This is a genomic window from Siphonobacter sp. BAB-5385 (assembly GCF_002261125.1).
In the GTDB taxonomy this organism is placed as follows: Bacteria; Bacteroidota; Bacteroidia; order Cytophagales; family Spirosomataceae; genus Siphonobacter.
The window spans coordinates 1-24,752 of record NZ_NMPS01000136.1 but is presented as its reverse complement, the minus strand read 5'-3'; the positions used below and the strand labels follow the sequence as shown (position 1 = coordinate 24,752).

The window sequence follows — 24,752 nt, the reverse complement described above, 5'->3', positions numbered from 1 at the left end:
TCGAATGGCAGATTTCATTAGATTCCTTAATTTTCTATATAAAAAGAAGTGGCTACTGCTGGCAGTGCCCTTACTGACGGTTATTGCTGCCTATTTTCTGGTTCAGAAATTACCAGATGAGTATACTTCAACGGCACGCATTTCGACGGGTCTGGTTGATAAAACGGATCAGGGATTTACGAGTGGTGCTAACGAACAACAGGCGGAAGTAACGCAAAAGTTCGACAACATCATGCAGAGTATGCAGCTAAAGAATACCCTGAATATGGTTTCTTATCGCCTCATTCTGCACGACCTTACGCAACCCACCAAAGCCTTTCATAAACCAAGTCAATTGCTTCAGGAGCTTAGCTCCACGGAAAGACAGCGGGCCATTGCTATTTTCAATCAGAAGCTTGCTACCCAGCAGGATCTTTTCATTGAAAGTCCGGAAGAAAAGCGGTTACTGGATATTCTAAAATCCATGCATTATGATACGGATGCCATTGCCAATAATCTGACCGTATCGAGGGTAAAAGATAGTGATTATATCCGGGTTGAATTTGACGGGGATCATCCTGAATTCACGGCTTTTGTAGTGAATACGCTAAGTACCGATTTCATCAATCGATACTCCATTCGATTACAGACCAGTAATGATCGATCCATTGAATTTCTGGAAAACTTCATGAACGAAAAGATGCGGAATCTAACCGCATTAATGGATCAGCTCAAGCAGTATAAAATCAAGAACCGGGTTTTAAATCTCAATGAACAAGCCCGGAGTATGTACGGACAAATCATTGATTTTGAGACGCGTAGAGAAGTAGCTATTAAAGATGTAGTCGCCTATACAGCGGCGTTAAAGAACATCGACAATAAATTCAACCCCAGCGATCGGAAGTATCTGGAAAGTACCATGGCTTCCCTGAACCAGAATATTGTTGCCACCAAGCAGCAATTAAAAGCGGTTAATGACGCATACTTCCGCTCCAATTTTGATCCTAAATACAAAGCTCAGCTGGATTCGCTTCAGAATAAACTGACGACTCAAATTAACCAGTCAACGGATAATTACATTTACAATCCTTTGGTGGCTAAAACTGAGCTGGTGAGTCAGAAATTAAACATGGAGATTGCGTTAGAACTCGCTCAGAATAGTATTGCCACGGTTGAAAAAGAATTAGGTCGTCTGAATCGAAAGTTTGACGGATTAGTACCCAACGAAGCCAAAATTCAGGAGTTTGAAACCAGCATTGACATTGCCAGTAAGGAATACATTGAGGCATTACAGCGATACAACAATGCCAAAATGCAATCGCAGCAAACTACACAACTTAAACTGCTGGAAAAAGCTTTACCAGGCACCTTAACTCCCTCTAAAAAGGTCATTCTAATTGTCTTTGCGGGTATTATCAGTTTTGTTCTGTGCTTACTCATTCTTTTCCTGGTATTCTATCTGGACAGTTCTATTCAGGAAGGCAAACAACTGGCTAACGCAACCGAAATTCCGGTTATTGGATCACTTAACAAGATTGACACCAGCCCGGATTTGAACCAGCTATGGCACGATACTTCTCCGGGTAAATCTGTTATGGCGTATCGCAATGCCTTACGTTCCATACGGTTTGAACTGGATCATGAACTAAGCACGGGTAAAATCATTGCGTTAACCAGTTTAAGACCCGGGGAAGGTAAAACTACGCTGCTGTTAAGCCTGGCTCAGGCCTTTGCTTTGATCAATAAAAAAGTACTGGTTGTAGATGGAAACTTTAGCAGTACCGCTAGTACGGCACTCAGTACCAAACCCAGTTATCTGGAAGATTTTCTGCATACATCGGCTCCTTTCGAATCGTTGTACGTTGAAAATGGTATTTATTCTCTGAGTAACAAGGGGGGTGATTATTCCCTTTTTGAGTTGGCCAGTGAAACCCACATTGCTGCCAAACTGGAAGAATTGAAGAGCTATTTTGACGTGATACTGATTGAAACACCTGCCCTGGAAACCCGGAACAAGGCAAAGGAATGGATTCGTTTTGCTGATAAAGTAGTGGCTGTTTACGAAGCGAATACAACGATTCGCGATTCGCACAAGCCTGCCATTCAGTACCTGAAGAGTCTGGGTGATACACTGGCGGGCTGGGTATTAAATAAGGCAACGACGGTATCTTAACGAAGGAAACAAATGGATGTACGTACCCTGGCTTATAACCTGTGGCTGCTGCTGCAACTAAGCATCGGATACAATCTGGTGTTACCCGTAGTTTTACTGGTACTGTATCTGCTCCGAAAAGCGTTTGGTTCAACCCATCGGCCAGTCCCCGTAACGGCTGAACCCGATTACGCCATTATTGTCACGGCTTATGAACAAACGGTGCTTTTACCCAGTGTAGTAGCTTCACTGCTGAAGCTTAACTACACGAATTACATCATTTACATTGTCGCGGATAAGTGTGACATCAGTACCTTACACTTTGACGATCCCCGGGTTCGGCTGCTCCGACCTGAGCAGGTACTTGCCAGCAACACGCGTTCGCATTTCTACGCCATCCAGCGGTTTATCCGGCCGCACGAACGACTTACGATTATTGACAGTGATAATCTGGTTGATCCGGAATACCTCAATGAGCTAAACCGTCTTTTTGCGAAGGGATTTATTGCCGTACAGGGGATTCGGGAGGCGAAAAATCTCGATACTACCTTTTCCTGCCTGGATGCCGCCCGCGATATCTACTACCATTTTTACGACGGCAACGTACTGTTTGAAGTGGGTTCTTCCGCTACACTGGCGGGTTCGGGCATGGCCTTCACTACGGAATTGTACCGGGCCAGCCTGGAACACCTGGACGTGACGGGAGCGGGTTTCGACAAAGTATTACAAAATGCCATTGTAGGGGCCGGTCATCGCATTGCCTTTACGGAATCGGCCGTTGTATATGATGAAAAAACAGCTAAATCGGATCAGTTGGTAAAGCAACGGGCTCGGTGGATCAATACCTGGTTCAAGTACTTTTCGTACGGGTTTGGCCTGATTTTCAAAGGCATTACTACCCTAAACTGGAACCAGTTTGTATTTGGCTTCATCCTGCTACGACCGCCACTGTTCATTTTCCTGCTGCTGTCGGTTGCATTTATGCTCATCAACGTATGGGTGGCTCCAACACTGGCTCTGGTGTGGTTACTCGGGTTGCTTACGTTCGTAGCCGGTTTTTTTATTGCCCTGCTGCTATCCGACACGCATCCGAAAATCTATAAGTCGCTCTGGAATATTCCCCGGTTTATGCTTTACCAAATCATGGCTTTACTGAAAGTTCGGAAAGCCAACCAGATTTCCGTAGCAACCAAACACGGCTCTTCCGAATAGACGTATGAAGATTTACCCCGATCGACCCAAACGAACCCCGGGAAAAGCGGATTCCCCCGACGGGCTGACGGCTACGGAAGCCCTGATGCAGAAGATTGCTATCTTACTGGCCCTCGGTACCGTTTATTTCTTCTTCATCAAACTCATATTTTTATAAGTGAGCTCGTTCAAACTGCCCCTATCGAATGATTCTACGCGGCGATCCATCTTCACATGGATTCGGCAGAAATTGTGGATAGAAAAGTTTTATAATCTGCCGGGGGCGGCACTGCTGCTGCTCGCGTCGCTGGGTTTGGGCTGGATTGCCATTGAAGTCGATCTCAAGCTGAGTTTTATCATTCTTGGTGGCCTTATCGCTCTACCCGTTCTGTACGCCATTGTCGCCAAACCGGAGTTTGGTGTGCTGACGCTTCTGATCATGGCCAACCTGCTGTTCTTTATTCTGCGGTTCGGCGTCGAGTTTCCGTTGGGTACCCTACTCGACGGCTTACAGTATTTGCTGATTCTGGGCTTTATTCTTGGGCAACGTTCCCGGCCCGACTGGTCCGTTTTTAAAGGGCCCGTCAGTACCATGGTGCTGGTATGGGTCAGTTTCAATATCCTGCAGGTCCTTAATCCCGTGGCTGATTCGCGGCTGGCCTGGGTGTATACCGTGCGTTCGGCGGCGATTGTGGTACTGATGTATTTTGTCTTCAAGTACCAGATTCGTACGATTCAGTTTATTCGTATCATTCTCAAACTCTGGCTGTTCATATCGGTTTGGGCCGCTTTACTGGCCTACAAACAGGAGTACATTGGCTTTTCGGCTTCGGAGCAGGCCTACCTCGACTCCGACCCCAGCATTGGTAGTTTGCTGTTTATCGATGGGCACTGGCGGAAATACGGTCTTTTTGCCGATCCGGTGATTTTTTCCTACAACATGGTGATCGCCAGTCTGATTTGCGTCGCTCTATTGACCGGACCACTGACTCTCTGGAAGAAAATAAGCCTGGCAGGAATGATCTTCCTATTCATTAGTGCGATGCTCTTTTCGGGCACGCGGGGAGCGTATGTGCTACTACCGGCGGGACTGGCCCTATTTGCCATTCTGAAGTTTAACCGGGCCATTTTATTTTTCTCAGTTATTGCGGGCTTCATCATGGCCGTACTGATCATGATTCCCACGTCGAATCCGACGCTATACCGCTTTCAGACGGCCTTCCGCCCGACCAACGACGCTTCGTTCAACCTGCGAGCCCAGAACCAGAAAAAGATACAACCCTTTATTCAGTCGCACCCCATTGGGGGCGGCCTGGGAGCGGCGGGTAGCTGGGGCAAGCGGTTTTCGCCCGATTCGTTTCTGGCCAATATTCCTCCCGATGGCGGTTACGTACGCGTGGCCATGGAAACCGGGTGGGTAGGTTTGCTGCTGCTTTGTACGCTGGTTTTCCTGATTATTCGGGCGGGAATTATCAATTTCTACCGCATCAAAAATCCCGAATTGAAGACGTACTGTCTGGCCATGACCTTAAGCGTCTTTGTTTTGAATATTGGTAATTACCCGCAGGAAGCACTGGTTCAGTTTCCGCTCAACATCTACATTTACCTGATGGCCGCTCTTATCGATGTAACATATAGGCTCGACCAGCAGCAGCAGGCCGCTGCGGCTAAGCTACTTCCCGTAAGCTAATTTATACAGCTGAAGTAGAAGGCGAGGTAAGATTCCAGCGTAATCCCTTTAGAAAGGCCTTGGCGTGCGTAAATTTTCCTTTGATGAGGTAGGTAAGTACGTGTTTGGGCAAGACGCAAGTGGCGAAGAATAGATAAAAAATCAGCCGCTGAAAAGCCGATCCGTGCCGCCGCATATACAAAATGCGATTTCGGGTGAGGTAATAGGTTTTGAGGGGATTGGACGGTCCTACCGATACCGATTCCTTGTGCAGAATCAGAGCCGAGGCCTGGTAATAAATCAGAAATCCGCCGTCCTTGATGCGTTGTGACCAGTCCAGTTCTTCATAGTATAGGAAGAACCGTTCCGCGAAACGCCCTACCTTATCAATTACGTCCCGTTTGACCAGCATGGCACAGCCGTGAGCGAAGTTCGTATACCCTGACTGGTTGAAGCGTTCGCCATCGCGTTCGTTCAGGCCCACGGGCGTGGCTGTGCCCGTGTACAGATTCATGGGGTTGTAACCCGCGTACTGCACAATGTCGGGATGATCGTAAAATTTGATTTTGGGGCAAGTGACGCCAATCCGGGAATCCTGCTGAAAGGGTTTCAGTAGATCATCCAACAACGTTGGCGTTAGCTCCGTATCATTATTGACGATGAAGAAGTAATCGCCCCGGGCCGCTTCCATACCCAGGTTATTCCCCCCCGTAAAGCCCAGATTTTCCTCGCTTCGGACAATGGTTACGCCGGGATAATCCGCCGCATTAATGACGGAAGACAACACTTGCCGGGAAGCATTATCCACCAGAATAACTTCATAATTCGGATAGGTCAGGCCGCGACAGGATTCCAGAAAATCCCGGGTAACTTCAGCCTGATTGTAATTGATACTCACAAGGGAAATGAGCGGATAGGCTTCCGGTGACGTAGTACGCATAACAGGAATGGATGAAAGGGATGGACGACTTACTCAGGTTTGTGAAAAAGGCGGGACAACTCCACCGAAATACGCTTCTGGAAAGCTTTCGCTACGCCTCCATCGCGGTTCAGTACCCGGTCACTCGTCCAGACGTGAGCCCCGCGGGTTACGTGTTTCAGGCGTCCTTTGTCCAGCAGTGTCATGGCCATCCAGCCATCTTCGCATACGCCCGTAGCCGCTACATTTCCCTGGTGCCCTGCATCGACCCGAAAACCACCCACGGCCAGTCCATCCGCTCGACGAAAGCCGAAATTGAAGCCCAGTACATTGATGTACTCCAGCCCTTTCCATTCCCGAAGTTTAAAGCCTACGTGCGAAACCGATTCGTGCAGTAATAGAGCCATGCGGGAATTCTGAGCACTCGGGATGAACGAATACGTTCCATAGGTACAGGAAACGTCTGGCCTGGTTAGTGGTTGTACCAGAGCGTCCACCCAGGTAGGCGGATAAATACAGTCGCAGTCGGCATTCAGAAAATACGTTCCCCGCCCCGCTTCCAACGCGGCCTGCCGGGCATAGCCAATTCCCTGCTGGGTAACGAGGACCGATTTGACGCCGCAGGCATCGAGTAACGCCTGCGTTCGATCTTTGGAATTATTATTCGCTACAATAAGCTCGGTGCGAAAACGGGTTTCCTGACTAGCCAGGGAAGAGAGCGTATTGAGCAGATTTTTCTCCTCATTATACGCAGGAATAGCAATCGTTACCTCCGGATCTTCTACCCGAAATTTGGCTAAACGCTCCCGGAGTTCCTGTAAAAACTCCGGACTCAGGGAATCGGGAGAATAGCTAAAACGATGTTGTTGCATCCTGGCGGGGATTTATTGAGATTAGACAAAAATAATTATTCATCAAGGAACTAAGTATCAAAGTATTAGATTATTTTTGAAAACTGTACGTTATATACGTCTTTGACCCCACGACTTTATTCCGCTTCTTTCTTCCAATATGTTTATTCTCCATTCCACATACACCAATACAACCCTTGGCAAGCAGCTTCTTTAAAAAGCTTTTTTTCGACAAAGTTTTAAAAGAAACAATTGTCCGCCAACAAAGTTTCAATGAAAACATCTCTACTCTCGTTAGTGATTGGAGTCCTCTTGGCTCCTGGCTTACTTTGTGCCACTCCTCTGGCTTACCAGCCCTTACCCGGGAAGATTGAAGCGGAAAGTTATGTCGCGATGAGTGGCATTCAAACCGAAACCACCTCGGACGGTGGTGCCGGGCTGAACGTCTCCCACATTGATGACAACGACTGGATGGATTATGACGTCAGCGTACCTTCGGCAGGTATGTATGTCTTTCAGTTTCGCATTGCCAATGCCTACGGAAACGGCCAGATTGAAATTCGTAATGCGGCGGGTACCGTACTGAATGCTGCGTTGAGCGTACCACAGACGGGTGGCTGGCAAAGTTGGAAGACCATCAGCACCACCCTTACGCTGCCCGCTGGTAATCAACGGATACGGATTTTTGCTAGACAGGGAGCCTTCAATTTTAACTATTTTGAAGTCGCGGCCCCTGTGTCGCTACCCGGAAAGGTTGAAGCCGAAAATTACGTTGCCATGAACGGCGTGAATACGGAAACCACGTCGGACGTTGGGGGCGGTTTGAACGTTAGCTGGATTGACGACAATGACTGGCTCGATTACCTGATAAAAGTCCCTACGGCAGGTACCTATACGTTTAAGTTCCGGATTGCCAATGCCTACGGAAACGGTAAAATTGAAATCCGCAATGCGGCGGGGTCGGTACTTAACGCCACCCTGAGTGTACCCCAGACGGGTGGCTGGCAAAGCTGGTCAACCATCACAACAACGGCTACGCTACCGGCAGGCTCTCAGCTTCTCCGCATTCACGCGAATCCGGGAGCGTTTAATCTCAATTATTTTGAAGTGACTACGGGTGGTGTATCCACATTACCGCAGGCTGTCCTAAGCTTTACGGCCCCAGCTACTAAAACTGTCGGGGATGCTGCCTTTAATCTGGTTGCCACTAGTACGCAATCGGGTACGCCCATTGTGATCAGCTCCTCCAATCCCGGAATTGTTTCGGTATCCAATACTGGGGGTTCCTGGAAAGCCTCGGTCGTTGCCGCCGGTTCAGCCACGCTAACGGCTACGCAGGCGGGTTCGGCCCAGTATACGGCTGCGACGGCCGTAAGCCAGACGATCACGGTAGCCGCAACGCCTCCGTTTACGGGCGTAGTCGGTACTAAAATTGCTCTTGACCCCAAGCGTTGGTATCAGATGAACAATGTCAGCAATGGTCTGGAAGGTCTGTTCGACGGCATCACCAATGTAGACGTACAAACGGGTTACGGTAAACCTCTGGCGAATTACGATTCGTATTATCCACTGCTGGAGGGCGAAGAAATCACCCTACAGAGCATTAAGTTTTTCGACGGTCCGGGTAACCTGGAAGAATTTCCGCTGAAGATTTTCATCATCAATGACCAGTGGGAACGCATCCCGGTAGCCACGTTTACCGGAAAATCCTACGGAACCTGGGTAGGCCCCTATCCAGATCGTGAATCGGTTTTCAAGCTCGATACGCCTATTTCCGGAGCCCGTTACCTGATCATCAACGCCTGGTACCAGTATCCGACGGAAATTGAATTGTACGGTACACACAAACCCGCTGCCGTACAGCCCTCCCCGGCTCCCCAGAAGTTTGTGAAGTTTAAAGACATGCTGGGCGTCAATGCCTTTGAGTGGAACTTTGAAGATGCCCATAATCCGATTGAAATCAACGAGTCCCGCATGAATGTGGTGAAAAACTTCACGGGAATCCGGCATTACATGGATTGGGAACGTCTGGAAGCTAATGAAGGCAAATTCACGTACAACCCCACGCACAGCGGCGGCTGGAATTACGACATCATTTACGAACGCTGCAAAGCCGCGGGTATCGAAGTACTGGCCTGTCTGAAAAACCTGCCGAACTGGCTCCAGCAAACGTATCCGGAAAGCGAACGCGACGGCGAAAACGTACCGCTTCGCTATGGCAAGGATTTCACGGATCCCCTGTCGTACCTGGAACAGGCGAAGGTTGGTTTCCAGTACGCAGCCCGCTACGGTAGCAATCCGAACGTTAATCCCAGTCTGGTTACGGTAAACAGTGCTCAACGCTGGACTGGCGACGGTATCAACGTCGTTAAAATCGGCATGAACGTTATCAAGTACATTGAATGTGATAACGAACGGGATAAATCCTGGAAAGGCCGGAAAGCGTACCAGACGGGTCGGGAATACGCGGCGAACCTTTCTGCTTTTTACGACGGCCATAAGAATACCATGGGTCCGGGTGTGGGCGTAAAAAATGCCGATCCGAATATGAAAGTCGTAATGGGAGGCATCGCTTCCGCTACGGTTGATTACGTCAAAGGTATGATTGACTGGTGCAAGCAGTACCGGGGTTACAAGCCCGATGGTAGCGTAAACCTCTGCTGGGATGTGATCAATTACCACTTCTATACGGATGATGCCTCTTCTTCGCAAAGTGGCATGTCCTCGCGGGGAGCTGCTCCCGAAGTAACCAAAGCCGCTTTAGTGGCGGATAGCTTCAATCAGCTGGCCCACCAGCAGGCTCAGGATATGCCCGTTTGGATTACGGAGGCGGGTTATGATCTGAATCAAGGAAGCCCGCTTAAAGCCGTCGCCATTGGCAATCGAACGGTAGAACAAACGCAGGCCGACTGGATTCTGCGGACGGCTTTGCTGTACGCCCGTTCGGGTATTGATAAATTGTTCCTGTATCAGTTATACGATGATAATCCGCAGTCGCCCATCCAGTTTGGTTCGATGGGTCTGATCAACGGAGATATGACCCGCAAGCTGGCGACGGATTATCTGGTACAGGTGAATAAGCTGATCGGCGACTACAGTTACCAGCAAACCTTAAGTACGAATCCTTTCGTGGATCGTTACGAAAACAACGGCAAATCGATCTACGCTCTGGTCGTACCCGGCGAAACGGGCCGTACGGCTTCCTATACGCTCGATTTAAAAGGAGCTGCTTCGGCTCTGGTGTACAAGCCTCGTGCGGGATCAGACTCTATGCAGGTAACCACGGTTACGGCAACGAATGGCAAGGTAACACTGACGGTCACCGAAACCCCCAGCTTTGTCGTACCGCAGGGTACCGTGAGTGGAGGCCGGGTGGCTGCGGAGGCTCTCAAACCTACGGATGTTTCACTGGCTACGTTGAACGTATATCCTAATCCAGCAACAGATTTTGTCAGTATCGAATTGAACAATGACAATTTGCAACCCGTGGATGTACTCATTTACGATATGGCGTTAAGCGGGTACAAAACCGCATTGCCTATAAAAAGGAAAAGACTTCATTCATTCGGAAAATTGACCTGACGGGCTTACCCAAAGGTCTGTACCTGATTGAAGTAAAACAGGGTACACAGCGTTCCGTGAAGAAAGTCATTAAAATGTAGAAGAATATTCGACTATAGAATAAAAGCAAAAACGAGACTTGGCCATGCTGGCTGAGTCTCGTTTTGCTTTTATTCGATCGTATAAGAAGTTGCTACTTCATTGAAGCACTTCGCAGGGAGAGGTGCAAGTTTAGAAATTTGCACCCGTGTACGCCCTCTAAACAACCCCGTATGCAATGCGAGGTGCGACCCGCCCGGTAGGCTGTGCCTACCAATTTAAAAGGTCCGTAGCGAATGCTACGGACAACGCGTCCCTCTAGCATTGCGGGCTTCTGAAGTGTATGTAGAAAAGAGAAAAAGAGCTAGAAATGTTCCGATGACTAGTAAAACCTGCACCCCTGTACCCAACCCATCACCCCCAACCCCGCAGGGGTTCAACCTGAATAACCCCGTATTGCATACGGGGTTACACAACAGACGAAGAATCGAACTACCCCGGCAACAAAGCAGCTCCCTACTTCAGCCACTCCTTCTCAATAAACTGGAAAATTTCCGGCTTCTCCCGAGCGTGCAGAATCTGGGCTCCCGAGAGTTTAGGGAAAAGATTTTCGTATTCATTGAAGGCATGTTCCATGCCCCAGTTGGGATTGGAAAGGATGATATTGGAGCCGCCAAAGCAACTCGCCAGAGCCGCCGTTCCGCCGTGCATGGAGATGAAACGCTGAGCGTTGGCGTACACCATCAATTGCAGGTGGTTATAGCTCGTTACTTTCTCGGGATACTGTTGTCGGTACAAATCATTCATCTGGATTACCTCCGGATGGTTTTCCCGTAACCAGGCGTGTTCACCCAGATCAAGCGTTTCGCTGTTATCCTGCACAATTTGCGTGGGCAGGGGGCGGTTGTAGACGATCTGAAATTTGTCCCGGCACAAATGAATGATCCGCTCCAGTTCGGCAATCCCCAGAAAATTGATGGGCGGCTGATCCCATTCGCGATTGTACTTATTGGCAATCAGCAGAATGGGTTTATCATAAACGAAGAGATCATTTTTGTAATGCTCGCGGAAGGGTACCTGAGCCCATTTCTGAAAGCTGTACGAGTTACTATGCGTCATGTTCGGCACGTCGTAATGGTCATACGATTCGGTCCAGATGCGTTCTTTGTAACGTTCTTCGTGATTGGGACTGAAGAAGTAAAACTCTTTGGTGTTACTGGCAGAAATGGTTTTTTCGAGCGTTCCATTCAGGTGGTGCCAGTACGCAAAAGGCAATACGTAGCGTAATTCCTGATCGAACTCGCCCCGGTACTGGATGACTTTATACGGCTTTTTTTCAACGTAATCTTTCAACACAAACTTCGTCTGCACGAGTTTGCAGTAGTAATTATCCCGAATAAAGTAGAGTAAATATTTTTTCTTGATGGTGGGATACCGGAGGGCCGCCAGTGCGTACAGCGACTTCAACAGCAATTTCTTCATCGTCAGCAAAGCCTTTAAAATACATGGAATGCGTTACTCCGCCCGGCGTACCTTCTCCCAGATACCGGAAGCCAGTCCGTTACGGTACCGAAGATACCCCAGAATGGCACACCAGTTCATGAACGAAAAGTAATAGGGTACAAACAGGGCTTTTACGCGAAGCTTCTTGTTTTCCAGCCAGTATCCCAGCAGGGCAGCTGCGTAAAAGACACTCTGAGCGATCAGCAGTACCGGATATAACCAGCCTTCACTCAGCATAACCAGGATTACATTCAAAAGAAAGATCAGCGGCAGGGCAAACGGAGCTACGGCCCACCGCATCATCCGGTGTGAAATGTACTGAAACGACAACCAGCCGTACCTGAAAATATTCAGCAAATGCGGCAAACGGGCAATGGACTGAAAGCCTCCCGCGGCAATGCGTACTTTACGTTTCTGTTCGTCACCAATGGAAAAGGAAGGTCGCTCCAGGGCATACGCCTCGGGATCGTACACGACGCGGTAGCCCCGGGTAGCAATTCGCAGCGAAATCATGAAATCATCAAGCAGCGTATCTTTTTCGACGTGCTCATAGAGTTCCGTCCGGATGGCAAATAATTCACCTGCTGCTCCGACGACGCTGTAAAGCTCCGTATCAAGTTTTTTCAGAAACGATTCGTATTTCCAGTACAGGCCCTCGCCTGCTCCGGCGGCGGCTTCATTTTCGAACGTCTGGATTCGTTTTTCGCCCGAAACGGCCCCTACCTGTGGATCGGCGAAGTGCCGCACAATGTTGGCAACGGCATCCGGGTTCAGGTTGGTATTGGCATCAGTGTAGATCACCAGCGGCGTATGCACCCGGTGCATGGCCTGATTAATGGCTTCAATTTTGCCCCGGCGTTCGTTACCTCCCATCACGGAAATCCGTGGATGGCTCCCATACTGCTGCTGCAACCATTCAGTACTGCCGTCGGTCGAACCTTCCGTCACAAAAAGAATCTGTAAGTGCTCGGCTGGGTAGGTCAGTGCCAGTGAATTACGGACTTTTTCGGCCAGACAACCCATTTCGTTATACGCCGGAATGACCAGGGTAACATCGGGTTGGTACGAAGCAGAAAATTGGGGCGTACGCCTCTTACGGAATTTCAGCAGAAGCCAAAGGAAGATTCCATAGCCGAGGTACGTATAAAAGACCAGAAAAATCAGGAACCAAAATAGAATTTCGAAGAAAATCTTCATATAACGCTGGCGGACGATTACATCAGTCAAATATAGCTTTCCAGCGAAGTTATTGAGCAGTTTTCGGCCGGAATTATCCTTCTTTTTTCATTTTAATCACCGGAATACTTTTTTCTAACTACAGGAATTTACAGTAATGTGTTTGTCCGAAATTAATTGCTGTCTATTTTTGTACCCAGTCCCTGACAATATTCTCCTTATGAAGCGAGTACAAGCCATTCTATCCGTTCTGATGTTAGGTAGCCTGCTGGCTTCCTGTGCTTATCAACGAGCGAACACTATTGACCAGCCAGATGTCCGTAAGAACAACAAAACGGTCTACGGCGTTTCGCCTGATAGTGCTGCTGCTCAGCTCAAAAACACTTGGCCTGACAAAGAAGGTACGGCCGAGCGGGCTGAAAACATCCGTTTGAAATTACTGTCACTGAAGGGTTCTACCCATAACTAATTTTTCGAGTAGGTGGCAAAGTATACTTTAAAAGCGGTAGTCGTAAACGATTGTACCGCTTTTTTAGTTTATCCAACAATTCGCGTTTAGTCTTGAGTTCTCTCCGCCGATATTGCTGTCATCCTTCTCATTTTAATGCATTTTTAAAAGCCTTTGACGTATGAATATTGCTTTAGTAACCGGTTCAGCCGGATTGATCGGAAGCGAATCGGTCGCTTTTCTTGCAGACAAGTTTGATTTGGTTGTAGGTATTGACAACAACATGCGGCAGTATTTCTTCGGAGCTGAAAGCAGCACCGACTGGAATCGCAACCGTCTGCAGGAAAGATACAGCAACTATGTCCACCGTACCGCTGATATTCGTTCCGTAGAAGAACTGTCCGTTATCTTCAAAGAGTACGGCACTGACGTAAAAATGATCGTGCACACGGCCGCTCAGCCTAGCCACGACTGGGCCGCCCGCGAGCCATTCACCGATTTCTCGGTCAATGCTACCGGTACCCTGAACATGCTGGAAATGACGCGTCAGCACTGCCCCGAGGCAGTCTTCATTTTCACTTCTACGAATAAAGTATACGGCGACAATCCTAACTTCCTGCCCCTGGTAGAGCTGGAATCCCGTTGGGAGATTTCTGAAGATCACGCCTACTACGAAAACGGAATTGACGAAAACCTGAGCATCGACCACACCAAGCACTCCCTGTTTGGAGCTTCGAAAGTAGCCGCCGACGTGCTGGTACAGGAATACGGTCGGTATTTTGGCATGAAAACCGGTGTATTCCGGGGAGGCTGTCTGACGGGCCCTAACCACTCGGGTGCTCAGTTACACGGTTTTCTTTCGTACCTGATGAAATGTGCAATTACCGGAACGCAATACACCATTTTCGGTTACCAGGGCAAACAGGTGCGTGACAACATTCACGCTCACGATCTGGTGAACATGTTCTGGCATTTCTACCAGAATCCACGTCCGGGTGAAGTTTACAACGCCGGTGGAGGTCGTTTTGCGAACGTATCCATGCTGGAAGCCATCAAGATTTGTGAAGAGATTTCTGGTAACACGATGAGCTATACGTATTCAGACACCAACCGCATTGGTGACCACATCTGGTACGTTTCGGACTTGTCGAAGTTCAAAGCCCACTACCCCGGCTGGAACTGGACCTATGATATCCACTCGACACTGGCTGAAATTCACGACGGTATTGCGGAACGTTTACGTACCGCCTAAGCCAAGAGTCTAGCATTTTTTTAAACACCGGGCCCAGGTCCGGTGTTTTTGTATAGAATGGCTATTGCCCTGATTGTTAAAGCCCTTGCCAATACATACCATTCATACGTATCTTTGTAGAACCAGTCGTATGACTTTCAATTAACTATCGACCCATTCGCAACGCTTGATCCTTCGCTTATGAAACTTAGTGTCGTCATCCCCGCGTATAATGAACAGGATTCTATTTCAGAAACCTTGCTTTCGCTGTATCAAACGTTAGCCCGTGAGGGAATTGAACACGAGATTTTTGTAACGAACGATAACTCCAAGGATAATACCCTGCAGGTACTCGAACGGCTGTCGCTTCAGATTCCTACACTCCATTACGAAACCAACCTTGGCCCCAACGGCTTTGGATACGCCGTGCGTTACGGCCTGGAACGTTTCTCGGGCGACTGCGTGGCCGTCATGATGGCCGACTTGTCGGATGATCCCGAAGATCTGGTCAAGTATTACTACAAAATGCGGGAAACCGACGCCGATGCGGTATTCGGCTCCCGCTGGATGAAGGGCGGCAAGGTGATTGATTACCCCGGACTGAAGAAATTCATCAACCGGATTGCCAACCTGATTATCCGCATGATGATTGGCATTAAGTATAACGATACGACGAACGCATTCAAATTATACAAACGCGAAACCATTGAAGGCATCAAGCCCTTCCTTTCTCCGCACTTTAACCTGACGGTTGAGTTACCCCTGAAAGCGTACGTTCGCGGCTATTCGTTCGTGGTTATGCCTAACTCCTGGACAAACCGGAAATACGGCGAGTCTAAACTGAAAATCAAGGAAATGGGAAGCCGTTACTTCTTTATTCTGCTGTATTGCATGATTGAGAAGTTCTTTTCACGCGGCGATTTCATGAAGAAAAAATCGGCCAAGACTGCTTCGGTAAGCCGTTAAGCACTATTCGCATGCTATATAAAAAAGAGCCATCGGTTAATCGATGGCTCTTTTTTATTAATCTATGTGTAATTGATCGGCTATTTCCGTTTGTAAAACACAAACCCGTTTTCCGAACCGATTTTTCGTAAGGTCGGAATGGTATCTACTTCCGCTTCCAGTAGGTTTTTAGCAATCACATAGACGGGTTTATCTACTTCCGTACTGTGAATCGCCCACTCGTCGTCCCAGCTTTTGGGATGGCGTTCGGGTTGCTGGCGAGCGTAGAAGAAAGGTCCGTAGCTGCGGTATTTATAGGTTACAATGTAGCAATCTTCGCCCTGACGAGCTTCAAAGAACCGGATGGCTGCCGCCTGCGAAATACTCTCAATCCGGGCCACAAAAAACCACAAGGTTAGAGTTGTGAACACAGCCGTACCGATAAAGAGCGTTACCAGTCCACGTTCGTACTGTTGACGGCTCAGGAAACGAATACCGAAGAGAATGACAAAGAACAGGACTACACCGGGGGTAGCTTCCCAACCCGTCCAGTTGACTTTGGCATCCAGGTTAGCCGCCGCAAAGATGTCATCGGGGGCAATCTGGGCCTGTAACCAATCGACGTAGTGCGATAAGATAGGTAGGCCAACGGTTAGAATGACGAAAATGCCTCCTGATACCGCCAAGCTTACTTTCATCCAGGTACTAAAGACAATCCGTCCCGTCCAGAGGCGATAAATGGTTAAGCTGGCTAAGTATGTCAGCGGGAAATAGCACATGGACGAATAGTGAACGATTTTCGACTTCACGATCGTGAAGATGATCAGTACTACCCAAAATAGAATTACCATCCATTTCTGGTAATCCCGCTGGTAATCCGTTTCTCCCGATTCCGTCCGGAAACTCAGGGCCCGCAGAGCAAACGTACTGGCCGGGAAACAGCCAAAAAACAGAATAACGAAGTGATAACCCGGGAAACCCGCATGTCCGGCATCCGGGGTCGAGAACAAGCGATAATTGTACTTGATGAATTCCTGAATAAACCAGGGACCGTGTTGCCAGGTTTCCAGACCGTACCAGGCCAGCGTTACCAGCGAGGTCATTAGCGTGTACACGATGAAGTGTAACGGATTGATAAACAGCTTGAAGCCGTTCACTACAAATAAACCCCAAGGGTCACGCAGACCAGCATATAGGCTACAGGACCTTTGGTCAGTACGCCCATCCCCAGCAGGAAGCCGCCCAAAAGGAGATAAAACCATTTATTCTTGGGTAGCACGAAGGTGAAATGGTCTTTCTTCCAGCGGAAAAAGATAATCCCATTCAGTCCAATAAAGATCCAGAGGTTGAACCAGGGATCGATGATACCCGAACGGAAGTACAAATGCGGCAGAATGGAGCCTAGGTAGGTTCCTACCCAGATCAGTCCAAAACGCCGGTTAAACAGTCGCTCGCCCAACAGATACAGTAAACCCAAGGTAAGGATTCCGCACAATGCGTTAGGGAGACGGGCTGCGAACTCTCCTACCCCAAACGTATGCATGGCCAGCGACTGTAACCAAAAGAAAAACGGTGGTTTTTCCCAGAAGGGTTTAAAATCGACGTGTACCCGCAGGTAATCATTGAGAACCAGCATCTCACGGGAAATTTCCGCGAAGTTGATTTCATCCCAGTCGAACAAATGCACACCGCCCAGAAAGGGAATAAAGAATAATCCCGCCACCAGGGCGATGAGTACTAAAGTGGTTAAACGATTCATACGTGAAAGATGATCCCCTTACTTTTTCTTACCTCCGAAGATATTGAGCACTTTACTGACCATCTTGTCATCAATACCCAGGGTACGTTTTACCCGCGTATAGGTAGCTACGGCCTGTTTATCCAGCCAGATGGCCACCGACTTGATTCCATCACCGGGACGGGCCTGATAATTGGTAGGACGCAGTTTGGGCGTTTCTTTTTCTTCCGTGAAGTAGTACAGAGCTACGGACTTACGCGTCATATCCTCCGGGCACTGAATGGGGTCTGGCAGGCCGTGGAACGAATCGTCGTCGGTGTTGAATACCGCAATACGATTAAAGATCGGAGCGATTTTTGCTTCCACACCCGTCATTTTACGATCCCACAGTTCCAGATCACCGCGGTATTCGGGTTTCCAGTCTTTGTTGAGGTACAACAGCAGGTTTACCCGACGTCGCCAGTTTCGCTTGTGCGGGTGTACGGTAAAGTCCGCGTGCACGTTCAGGAAGCCCCCGCGTTTGGACTGGTGCAATCCGCCCCCTTCGAGCATGTCATCCGCCTTCAGGTTCGGAATTCCGGTGAGTTCGCTCATAAAGGCGACAAACGCATCGGAGTTGAGATAGGTAATCACTTCCTGAATAAAAGGCGGCAGCAGCTCCATTTTGTTGAGGCCGTGCTTTTTCTCATTTACGTGTACGTAGTGAATCCACCCTTCGTCCTGAATGGCTGGGAAAGATTGCATGGCCTTTTCGGCAGCCCACTCTTCCAGAAAATTGTCAATGGAAATGTGCGGATACGGATGATCAGTCTGATATTGGGCTTTCAGCTCCGGTAATTTGGCCTTCCAGGCTTCCAGATTGACAATGTTGGCAGTAGTATGAACCGTCGTATTCATAGATTCAGAACGCAAGGAATGGAATGAAATAAGTGAGTGAAACCCAGCCCAATGTGAATAAGGTTTGTTTCGCAGAACAAAAGTAGGCCGCGAAGGGGAGTTTTCGGAATGTACCGGTTCGTTTTTCTACGAGTTCCTACAACCAAACGCATGAAAGACTGGCTCCCTGCGTCGTCTGACCCTTTTTGTAGGTGGATCCCTGTAACATCAGGGGCTGGCCTTCGGCTCCCAGTTCCCAGAGTTCTCCTTTCAGAAAAACGCCCATTGCTTTGGTAATGGATGCTTCCTGGGGAGCCCGCGTGGGGAAGCTGTATTTATCCCAGGCTTCTGCTTCTGTCAGTTTATTCATATCCACCCGTGCTTCGGCGGGCGTGGGATGGTTCTGATACCCTTCCCAGGGAAGTCGTAGATAGTTATCCAGCATAATATTCGCCGGAACGGCCAGAATACAGGCCTCTTTCTCCCGCAGACTGGCATAAGCCTGCGGAAACCACGAATCCTGATGGATCAGTACGCCCAGTTTGCCGGCGGGTGTATAAATCACGGGTACATCTTTGATGGTTCCGGGGGTAATATACGTTTGCTCCTGCGTGGAGAGATACGTTTTCTTTACCAGTCCCGCCAGCGAACCATCGGGCAGAAAAACACCCGAAACGCTGTATAGGGCTCCACTTTCGAAGGTAAGCTTTTGCTCTTTGATGGCGGGCTCAGGCAGTACCGTGGTTCCGGCTACGATGGTAACGTCGTAGGTACTGGCCAGGTGCGAAAAGGTTTGCTGGTAAATATTGGCCATGTCGGCGGCTTTCATTGCCAGTAAACTATAGCTGGTGGGGTCCCGCAGCTCCTGCGGAGCCTGCATTCGGGTAGAGAGATACGTAAAGAAATTACTATAGGTAAGCGTACGAATTGCATCCTGTAGTTTGGTTGCGGCGTATACTTCGCGTTTTTCGCCCGCGATTACCAGCCACAATCCAATGTTTTCCGGTAACACCACAATGCTTTTCCGGTTAAGCCAGCCTTTCCGGCGAGCTTCGGCAAAATAGCCATTGAGCTTCTGAAAGAAGGCTTCTTCGCTGGAGTAATCAACGGGTAACATATACGGCTGAATGCCAATCAGGTTGCCCCGCCCCGAATCGCGACCCATTTCAGCAAAAGATCGATACTGAACGTCGGCGGGGGGCAGAGCAATATTCCGGTTTTTATTCGACCAGATCACGTACAAAGCCCAACCCAGCATCAGCGTGCCCAGAAGGATCAGTAAACGTTGTTTAAACATACAGGAGCAGTTGACGTATCGCTTATTATGTGTGTTGCTCAGACAAATAATGGCCCGGAAGTTTAACCGGGCTTCTGCCTATTATTGACGTTGATGACTATAGGTTTGTAAAAAAGCCCCCAGTTCCATTAGCCAGGCCACGCCCAGGTGAATCGCAATGCCACCCCAGATCGTCCGGCTTTTATAGGCCAGTATCCCCAGAATATACCCTCCCAGCACGGAGCCGAGCGTTTCGCCAAGCGGTTTGCCAAAGTGAATGCAGGCATATACCGCCACCATCGGCAGTACGGCCCCTCGCCCGAGTACCTGAGCCATACCGATTACCAGAAATCCCCGCAGGAGTAGTTCCGTTGACACAAAATCAAAGCCGTAACAGGCTTCAAAGCTTAGAGCCGTTACCCATTCGGGTACACCCAGAGCCTCTGCCGCTCCCCAGCCTTTATAAACGGGATAGGTTTCCAGAAAACTCGGTTGAAAAGATGCCCAGCCGATAAGAGGTACCATGATCAGTAACATGGTTCCATACATACGCAGGCTCCCCCGATCCGGCCGGAAGCCATAAAAATACGAAGGTTGGGCGTCAGTCCAACGATAAAACAGGGCGAGCGGTACCCATACGGTCAAAACCGAACTCAGATTCGAAAAACAGTGAAAGGCAAACCGATACACGGACTCGAACGCGGGCAGCGTCGCCAGGCCTTGGTAGCCCGTAAAATCCTGCCACCAGGCCAGCACCAGCATCCCGAAGCCGCTGTATAGCCAGAACCTGAAGCTGCGGATCAAAGCCTGCTGCTGGTGAGCCAACACCCAGAACAGGGTTACCGTATAATACACCACGCATCGAGCCCCAGAAAGAGTACAAAACGAATCCAGGTTCCCCGGTGCGGATCAATGTAGCTGTCTTCCAGATCTACGGCGTAATTGAAGGCGATACAGGCCGCCAGAAACAGGGCCGTAACACCGTAGAGGCCCGGCCTGAAATCCGCCCGGATAAAATCAACGAGATAGGTGCGTAACTTCCGCATGAACCTTGTGACGTAAAAAAGGCCTTGACAACGAAATGCCAAGGCCTTTACGGCTACTTCTAGTGATTACTACTTAGAATTTAGCTCCAACTTCTTTCAGAACGGCTTCAATGCCTTTCTTGTTGATCGTACGGATCGCTTGCGTCGAAAGTTTGATCTGAACCCACTCACCCGTAGAAGGGATGAAGAATTTTTTCGTTTGCAGGTTCGGATAGAATTTCCGCTTCGTTTTGTTGTTGGCATGCGAGACGTTAAAACCCGTCTGCGTCTTCTTGCCCGTGATTTGACAAACCCGTGCCATAATTAGTATTTTTTATTAGTTATCAGTAGACCGATCTAAAATCGGCTTTAATTTCTTGAGAATCAGCTCTGTAAAAGCAGTTCTGTAAAACGAGTCGCAAAGATAGCTTTTTCGCAGGAACCAGCCAAATACAGCCTGAAAGTTTTGCATTTATTTTAATCCAACCAGAGAAGATTCAGTGTCATTATTCAGGTTGGCCAAAAACAAATGCTGCGTTGGCAGGGCAAAAGCTACGTCCATTTTTTGCATTTCTTCATAGATCCGGATATTGACTCGTTGATGCACATTCATGTACACGGTGTAATCGGCGTCGAGTACGAAGTAAACAATCTCAAATTCAAGCCCGTAGGCTCCGTAATTCGAGAAATGAGCCCGGTCAAAACGTACCGGACTTTGTTCTTCCACGACCTGTTTCAGCATGGCTGAAATTTGGGTGAGCTTCTCGGGAGGCGTACTATAATTCACCTGAATTTTGAACAACACCCGCCGCTGCTGCATATTCTTATAGTTATGAATTCGCGAGCCGGTTAAATCACTGTTGGCAAACACCAGCATTTCTCCCGAAAGACTTTTGATTCGGGTTGTTTTCAGGCCAATGTAATCCACCACCCCCATTTTGGTATCAATGATGATGAAATCCCCGACCTCAAAAGGCCGGTCGAAGAAAATGACGAAGTAGTTGAATACGTCACCCAGGATGTTCTGAGCCGCCAGAGCTATGGCAATACCACCGATCCCCAGACCCGTAATGATGGTGGAAACGTTGTAGCCCAGGTTATCCATCAGAAAGAGAATACCCAGAATCCAGATGACGCTATTAATGATGAGCATCAATCCGCCCATCTGTTTGACCTTTTCTTCCCCCTGTTGTTGCTTGCGAAGATTGGCCTGCAAAACCAGCAGGATCGTGGATGACAAAATACGTATGATCAGGATCGTAATGATGATTGTAGTAATCATTGTTACAATCTTATCCACTTTCCGGGAAAGGCGAATGAAATCCAGAGCGAAGTAAATGACCGCAAAACTCAGAGCCGGAATCCCAAAGCGTTCCATACTATCCACCAGATAATCATCCAGGTGACTTTTGGTCCGGCTGGTCCAGCGGCGTAGCTGACCCAGTACAAATTTCTTGAAAACGCGTACTAACGCTAGTCCCAACAGGATGATTCCCAGCGTAATCAGGTAATCCTGTACCGTATTTCGCCAGTATACTCGCTGTAGAAAATCCAGATTAAAATTCATGTGCTCAATTGTTAAATGGGATAAAAGGCATCTACCTCCTTAACCAAACGAATGCAGGCTTGTTACGATTGATTCGATTTTGCGAAGAGACCATGCCAGCCCGCCCGGCAATCGACAGGAAAGTAGCGGCTAACACCGAAGTAGGATTTCTGCCCCAATCCCAGTCAGCCTAGAAAAGACTGGCTGGGGTCATTGTTCAGATCTTTGTCAACAGAAATACTTGGACACAACTATTTTTTGACATCATCAAAAATTTTTTTTGACCTTAAAATCACTAATTATTCTAGTGTATACCCTTAAAATAAACAATTGATAACTAAAATTCTGTAGTTGTTTTTCAATACTCACTACCTAACTAACAGGTAATCATTTACTCATATCTGTATAATTGATATTTTTTTAACCTACTCTTATTTTTACTTACCTCATGTGTAGTTAAAATGTTTAGACAAGCTCCTACCTAAAATTAAGTACCTATATGTTGTAGTATAATTACTACTAAAATATTTTTAAGTATGAATAATTTTTTTTCAAAATACATCTATTAGTTTGGCATCATAATCCAGCAGTAATACCTACTTTCAATCCCTACTTTATGCAAAAAAGATCTACCTACTTTTCTGATTGTGCCTTCTTTTTAGATGTATCGGCCTGTTCACCAGTCTTCGTTTTTTGAAACTGAAACGAGCCAGCAAAGCACCGGTAGCCGTTCGCTACTGCTAATCAGACCAGAGTCCGCCGGTTTCCGCCGCTCCCCCGCCGTTTTCCCAATCCTCCAACTGGTTGTGGCCTGCCACTACCCCCTGTTTTGCTGTGCCTTTACTGAACTGTACCCACTTTATTTGTTCACGTATATTCATTAGCGTTATCACCAGTTTAACCCAAATACACAAGTAGCAATGAAACCGAAACAACTACTAGGTACGGCCTGCTTTTTGGCAGCCCTTCTGACCTCTTCCAGCCTTTTCGCTCAGGTAAAAGTGGGTACTAACCCAACCGCCATTGAAACCGCTTCCAACCTGGAAGTAGAAGCGTCTACTACGGGCCGTAAGGTTAAAGTGGATAAGACCACCGGCCAATTGACCATTGCCGATGGTACGCAGGGAGCGGGTAAAGTGCTCACTTCCGATGCGAATGGAGGGGCAAGCTGGCAAGCTGCTCCCAGTCAGACCTCACCGGTGTGGATTTACGCCAAACAAAGTACCACGCAAACCATCAGTGGTTTAACACCTATTGATTTTAATATCGAAACAGCGGACCGCGGCAGTAATTTCGATCCGTCTACAGACAAGATCACTGTTCCCTCCAGTGGTATTTACCAGATCAGTTGCGGTACCAAGAAGATCAATACCAATGCTGGAGGGTTTAACATGGCTTTATATGTGTTCGTTAATGGGGCTAACCACACCATTATTTATGAAGATGCCTGGACTACGCCAAGCACTTTACCACGAGCCACTGGCTCCCTTACGCTTCAATTAAATGCAGGAGACGTAGTGGACGTTAGAATTACTTCAAACTTCAACCCTTATGATATTTCAGGTAGCTATTTAACCATGGTTAAACTATCTAACTAACAGCGATTTGCCTCGTCTGCATTGACTTTTTTACTGCATATCCAACAAAAATTCCCACCCATTTCAATGACACCCAAACAATTACTCAGCACGGGCTGCTTTCTGGCAGCTCTGATGACCTCCTCTACGCTATTTGCTCAGGTAAAAGTAGGTTCGAACCCAACTACGATTGGCTCTAATGCTAACCTGGAAGTGGAAGCGACGAATGGCAACAAAACCGTCGTTCAGAAAGACAATGGCAATGTCGGTATTGGTACGGTTACGCCGGGGGCAAAACTGCACGTAGCGGGCAATCAGATTCTGGGACAAGCGACTGCTTTGAACTCTATTTCAGCCACTTCCCAGGTGGTGCGGGATAATGCATCGGGCGAATTAAAAGTGTTACAAATCACTCCTACAAACTCCTTCCCGCTTTCCAATGTTACCTATAATCTTACGAATGTACAGCGTGATTTTGTAAGTAATTTCGATACAAAGATCAACAGTAACGATTACACCGTCATTGTAACAGGTTTATATTATAGTAAACAAAATTTGGTTTCCTCTAATAATACGAATACGTATAATCCACTTGTTTTCAGGGCCTATATTCTAAATGGTACTTGGCGGATTCAGGCGGATTACGCCGGTGGTACAACTGCAGATAACTTAAACGGCGACTGGACGATCAACTGCTTAGTGATTAGTAAAGCACTTATTCAGCAATTGCCCACACAAAACGTAGATCTAGGTGGTACGAATACCGGAGCCGCCGCCGCATCCCCTGCTGGTTTGTAGTCAGCGAAGCTTAGTACCTCGCTTTTATTATTCATTCAACCAAATCCACATGTATCAATGACACCCAAACAATTACTCGGCACGGCTTGCTTTTTAGCAGCCCTCCTAACCTCTTCCAGCCTGTTCGCTCAGGTGAAAGTCGGCACGAATCCCACGACTATTGAAACCAACTCCAATCTGGAAGTAGAAGCGTCTACGTCGGGCCGTAAGGTCAAAGTAGATAAGACCACCGGCCAGATGACCATCGCCGAT

At 48.1% G+C, this 24,752-nt stretch carries 24 protein-coding genes and 1 pseudogene; 12 read left to right on the top strand and 13 right to left on the bottom strand.

Translation table 11 applies throughout. From position 1 onward, the window contains the following. Positions 1-4 precede the first annotated feature (4 nt). The 4 genes from BWI93_RS13285 to BWI93_RS13275 are packed head-to-tail and all read left to right on the top strand — an operon-like array spanning position 5 to position 5,012. Complete coding sequence (locus tag BWI93_RS13285; RefSeq protein WP_094812076.1) at positions 5-2,152, top strand: exopolysaccharide transport family protein; 2,148 nt, start codon at positions 5-7, stop codon at positions 2,150-2,152. A 12-nt stretch (positions 2,153-2,164) separates the two neighbouring features. Beyond that, a complete protein-coding gene (locus BWI93_RS13280; RefSeq protein WP_094812074.1) occupies positions 2,165-3,343 on the top strand; it encodes a glycosyltransferase in 1,179 nt (392 codons plus the stop codon). Between the two features lie 4 nt (positions 3,344-3,347). Beyond that, on the top strand, positions 3,348-3,500 hold the full coding sequence (locus BWI93_RS27805) for a hypothetical protein (protein WP_158242748.1): 153 nt from the start codon (positions 3,348-3,350) through the stop codon (positions 3,498-3,500). After that, positions 3,501-5,012: an O-antigen ligase gene (locus BWI93_RS13275; protein WP_255157850.1), complete on the top strand. Its 1,512-nt coding sequence runs from the start codon at positions 3,501-3,503 to the stop codon at positions 5,010-5,012. 1 nt (position 5,013) lies between these two features. On the opposite strand, the gene BWI93_RS13270 is transcribed toward BWI93_RS13275, so the two are convergent. Further along, positions 5,014-5,931: a glycosyltransferase family 2 protein gene (locus BWI93_RS13270; RefSeq protein ID WP_094812072.1), complete on the bottom strand. Its 918-nt coding sequence runs from the start codon at positions 5,929-5,931 to the stop codon at positions 5,014-5,016. Between the two features lie 29 nt (positions 5,932-5,960). Next, a complete protein-coding gene (locus BWI93_RS13265; protein ID WP_094812070.1) occupies positions 5,961-6,782 on the bottom strand; it encodes a glycosyltransferase family 2 protein in 822 nt (273 codons plus the stop codon). A gap of 252 nt (positions 6,783-7,034) precedes the next feature. On the opposite strand from BWI93_RS13265, the gene BWI93_RS13260 reads away from it, so the two are divergent. Both BWI93_RS13260 and BWI93_RS28805 read left to right on the top strand, forming a co-directional pair. Further along, complete coding sequence (locus tag BWI93_RS13260) at positions 7,035-10,343, top strand: carbohydrate-binding protein (protein WP_255157849.1); 3,309 nt, start codon at positions 7,035-7,037, stop codon at positions 10,341-10,343. Further along, positions 10,295-10,423, top strand: a complete 129-nt coding sequence (locus BWI93_RS28805) for a T9SS type A sorting domain-containing protein (protein ID WP_369679151.1) — start codon at positions 10,295-10,297, stop codon at positions 10,421-10,423. Before BWI93_RS13260 ends, BWI93_RS28805 begins: the two co-directional genes overlap by 49 nt. Before the next feature lie 454 nt (positions 10,424-10,877). On the opposite strand, the gene BWI93_RS13255 is transcribed toward BWI93_RS28805, so the two are convergent. Together BWI93_RS13255 and BWI93_RS13250 are read right to left on the bottom strand one after the other, a co-directional pair. Beyond that, positions 10,878-11,843: a hypothetical protein gene (locus tag BWI93_RS13255; RefSeq protein ID WP_094812068.1), complete on the bottom strand. Its 966-nt coding sequence runs from the start codon at positions 11,841-11,843 to the stop codon at positions 10,878-10,880. 33 nt (positions 11,844-11,876) lie between these two features. Then, positions 11,877-13,061, bottom strand: coding sequence for a glycosyltransferase family 2 protein (locus BWI93_RS13250; protein ID WP_094812066.1), 1,185 nt, complete (start codon positions 13,059-13,061; stop codon positions 11,877-11,879). A gap of 199 nt (positions 13,062-13,260) precedes the next feature. Between BWI93_RS13250 and BWI93_RS13245 the strand changes: the two genes are divergently transcribed. The 3 genes from BWI93_RS13245 to BWI93_RS13235 all read left to right on the top strand — a co-directional run bounded on the left by BWI93_RS13245 (position 13,261) and on the right by BWI93_RS13235 (position 15,685). After that, entirely contained in the window at positions 13,261-13,509 is a 249-nt protein-coding gene (locus tag BWI93_RS13245; protein WP_094812064.1) for a hypothetical protein, read from the top strand. 160 nt (positions 13,510-13,669) lie between these two features. Further along, the gene (locus BWI93_RS13240; protein ID WP_094812062.1) at positions 13,670-14,740 is read left to right on the top strand and encodes an NAD-dependent epimerase/dehydratase family protein; all 1,071 of its coding nucleotides are present in this window, start codon (positions 13,670-13,672) and stop codon (positions 14,738-14,740) included. 180 nt (positions 14,741-14,920) lie between these two features. Further along, positions 14,921-15,685 (top strand): glycosyltransferase family 2 protein, encoded by a 765-nt coding sequence (locus BWI93_RS13235; protein WP_094812060.1) that lies wholly within the window; start codon positions 14,921-14,923, stop codon positions 15,683-15,685. 80 nt (positions 15,686-15,765) lie between these two features. Here the strand turns inward: BWI93_RS13235 and BWI93_RS28800 are convergent, their stop codons facing one another. The 9 genes from BWI93_RS28800 to BWI93_RS27800 form a co-directional block, all read right to left on the bottom strand. Continuing rightward, complete coding sequence (locus BWI93_RS28800) at positions 15,766-16,821, bottom strand: hypothetical protein (protein ID WP_255157848.1); 1,056 nt, start codon at positions 16,819-16,821, stop codon at positions 15,766-15,768. Continuing rightward, complete coding sequence (locus BWI93_RS28795; protein ID WP_255157847.1) at positions 16,821-17,423, bottom strand: glycosyltransferase family 39 protein; 603 nt, start codon at positions 17,421-17,423, stop codon at positions 16,821-16,823. Before BWI93_RS28795 ends, BWI93_RS28800 begins: the two co-directional genes overlap by 1 nt. A gap of 18 nt (positions 17,424-17,441) precedes the next feature. Then, positions 17,442-18,299 (bottom strand): 2OG-Fe(II) oxygenase, encoded by an 858-nt coding sequence (locus BWI93_RS13225; RefSeq protein WP_094812058.1) that lies wholly within the window; start codon positions 18,297-18,299, stop codon positions 17,442-17,444. Positions 18,300-18,435: 136 nt separating this feature from the next. Beyond that, positions 18,436-19,575 (bottom strand): nitrilase-related carbon-nitrogen hydrolase, encoded by a 1,140-nt coding sequence (locus tag BWI93_RS13220; RefSeq protein ID WP_094812056.1) that lies wholly within the window; start codon positions 19,573-19,575, stop codon positions 18,436-18,438. Between the two features lie 81 nt (positions 19,576-19,656). After that, the gene (locus tag BWI93_RS13215; protein WP_255157846.1) at positions 19,657-20,412 is read right to left on the bottom strand and encodes a CPBP family intramembrane glutamic endopeptidase; all 756 of its coding nucleotides are present in this window, start codon (positions 20,410-20,412) and stop codon (positions 19,657-19,659) included. Further along, the gene (locus BWI93_RS28790) at positions 20,394-20,600 is read right to left on the bottom strand and encodes a hypothetical protein (protein WP_255157845.1); all 207 of its coding nucleotides are present in this window, start codon (positions 20,598-20,600) and stop codon (positions 20,394-20,396) included. Before BWI93_RS28790 ends, BWI93_RS13215 begins: the two co-directional genes overlap by 19 nt. Positions 20,601-20,673: 73 nt before the next feature. Beyond that, positions 20,674-20,901 (bottom strand): 50S ribosomal protein L28, encoded by a 228-nt coding sequence (rpmB, locus tag BWI93_RS13210; RefSeq protein WP_094812054.1) that lies wholly within the window; start codon positions 20,899-20,901, stop codon positions 20,674-20,676. Positions 20,902-21,051: 150 nt separating this feature from the next. After that, positions 21,052-22,146, bottom strand: a complete 1,095-nt coding sequence (locus BWI93_RS13205) for a mechanosensitive ion channel family protein (protein ID WP_094812052.1) — start codon at positions 22,144-22,146, stop codon at positions 21,052-21,054. Between the two features lie 719 nt (positions 22,147-22,865). Further along, a complete protein-coding gene (locus tag BWI93_RS27800; protein WP_158242749.1) occupies positions 22,866-23,006 on the bottom strand; it encodes a hypothetical protein in 141 nt (46 codons plus the stop codon). Positions 23,007-23,045: 39 nt separating this feature from the next. On the opposite strand from BWI93_RS27800, the gene BWI93_RS13200 reads away from it, so the two are divergent. From BWI93_RS13200 to BWI93_RS13190, 3 genes and pseudogenes are all read left to right on the top strand, one after another. After that, positions 23,046-23,723 (top strand): hypothetical protein, encoded by a 678-nt coding sequence (locus BWI93_RS13200; protein ID WP_094812050.1) that lies wholly within the window; start codon positions 23,046-23,048, stop codon positions 23,721-23,723. Between the two features lie 66 nt (positions 23,724-23,789). Beyond that, the gene (locus BWI93_RS13195; protein WP_094812048.1) at positions 23,790-24,500 is read left to right on the top strand and encodes a hypothetical protein; all 711 of its coding nucleotides are present in this window, start codon (positions 23,790-23,792) and stop codon (positions 24,498-24,500) included. 57 nt (positions 24,501-24,557) lie between these two features. Continuing rightward, positions 24,558-24,752, top strand: a pseudogene (locus BWI93_RS13190) (hypothetical protein); the annotation flags it as partial.

Excerpts from the sequence above, each read along its gene's own strand:
- BWI93_RS13285 (WP_094812076.1), top strand. The coding sequence starts at position 5 with ATGGCAGATTTCATTAGATTCCTTAATTTTCTATATAAAAAGAAGTGG.
- BWI93_RS13280 (WP_094812074.1), top strand. The coding sequence starts at position 2,165 with ATGGATGTACGTACCCTGGCTTATAACCTGTGGCTGCTGCTGCAACTA.
- BWI93_RS27805 (WP_158242748.1), top strand. The coding sequence starts at position 3,348 with ATGAAGATTTACCCCGATCGACCCAAACGAACCCCGGGAAAAGCGGAT.
- BWI93_RS13270 (WP_094812072.1), bottom strand. The coding sequence starts at position 5,931 with ATGCGTACTACGTCACCGGAAGCCTATCCGCTCATTTCCCTTGTGAGT.
- BWI93_RS13265 (WP_094812070.1), bottom strand. The coding sequence starts at position 6,782 with ATGCAACAACATCGTTTTAGCTATTCTCCCGATTCCCTGAGTCCGGAG.
- BWI93_RS13260 (WP_255157849.1), top strand. The coding sequence starts at position 7,035 with ATGAAAACATCTCTACTCTCGTTAGTGATTGGAGTCCTCTTGGCTCCT.
- BWI93_RS13255 (WP_094812068.1), bottom strand. The coding sequence starts at position 11,843 with ATGAAGAAATTGCTGTTGAAGTCGCTGTACGCACTGGCGGCCCTCCGG.
- BWI93_RS13250 (WP_094812066.1), bottom strand. The coding sequence starts at position 13,061 with ATGAAGATTTTCTTCGAAATTCTATTTTGGTTCCTGATTTTTCTGGTC.
- BWI93_RS13245 (WP_094812064.1), top strand. The coding sequence starts at position 13,261 with ATGAAGCGAGTACAAGCCATTCTATCCGTTCTGATGTTAGGTAGCCTG.
- BWI93_RS13240 (WP_094812062.1), top strand. The coding sequence starts at position 13,670 with ATGAATATTGCTTTAGTAACCGGTTCAGCCGGATTGATCGGAAGCGAA.
- BWI93_RS13235 (WP_094812060.1), top strand. The coding sequence starts at position 14,921 with ATGAAACTTAGTGTCGTCATCCCCGCGTATAATGAACAGGATTCTATT.
- BWI93_RS28795 (WP_255157847.1), bottom strand. The coding sequence starts at position 17,423 with ATGAATCGTTTAACCACTTTAGTACTCATCGCCCTGGTGGCGGGATTA.
- BWI93_RS13225 (WP_094812058.1), bottom strand. The coding sequence starts at position 18,299 with ATGAATACGACGGTTCATACTACTGCCAACATTGTCAATCTGGAAGCC.
- BWI93_RS13220 (WP_094812056.1), bottom strand. The coding sequence starts at position 19,575 with ATGTTTAAACAACGTTTACTGATCCTTCTGGGCACGCTGATGCTGGGT.
- BWI93_RS28790 (WP_255157845.1), bottom strand. The coding sequence starts at position 20,600 with ATGCGGAAGTTACGCACCTATCTCGTTGATTTTATCCGGGCGGATTTC.
- rpmB (WP_094812054.1), bottom strand. The coding sequence starts at position 20,901 with ATGGCACGGGTTTGTCAAATCACGGGCAAGAAGACGCAGACGGGTTTT.
- BWI93_RS13205 (WP_094812052.1), bottom strand. The coding sequence starts at position 22,146 with ATGAATTTTAATCTGGATTTTCTACAGCGAGTATACTGGCGAAATACG.
- BWI93_RS27800 (WP_158242749.1), bottom strand. The coding sequence starts at position 23,006 with ATGAATATACGTGAACAAATAAAGTGGGTACAGTTCAGTAAAGGCACA.
- BWI93_RS13200 (WP_094812050.1), top strand. The coding sequence starts at position 23,046 with ATGAAACCGAAACAACTACTAGGTACGGCCTGCTTTTTGGCAGCCCTT.
- BWI93_RS13195 (WP_094812048.1), top strand. The coding sequence starts at position 23,790 with ATGACACCCAAACAATTACTCAGCACGGGCTGCTTTCTGGCAGCTCTG.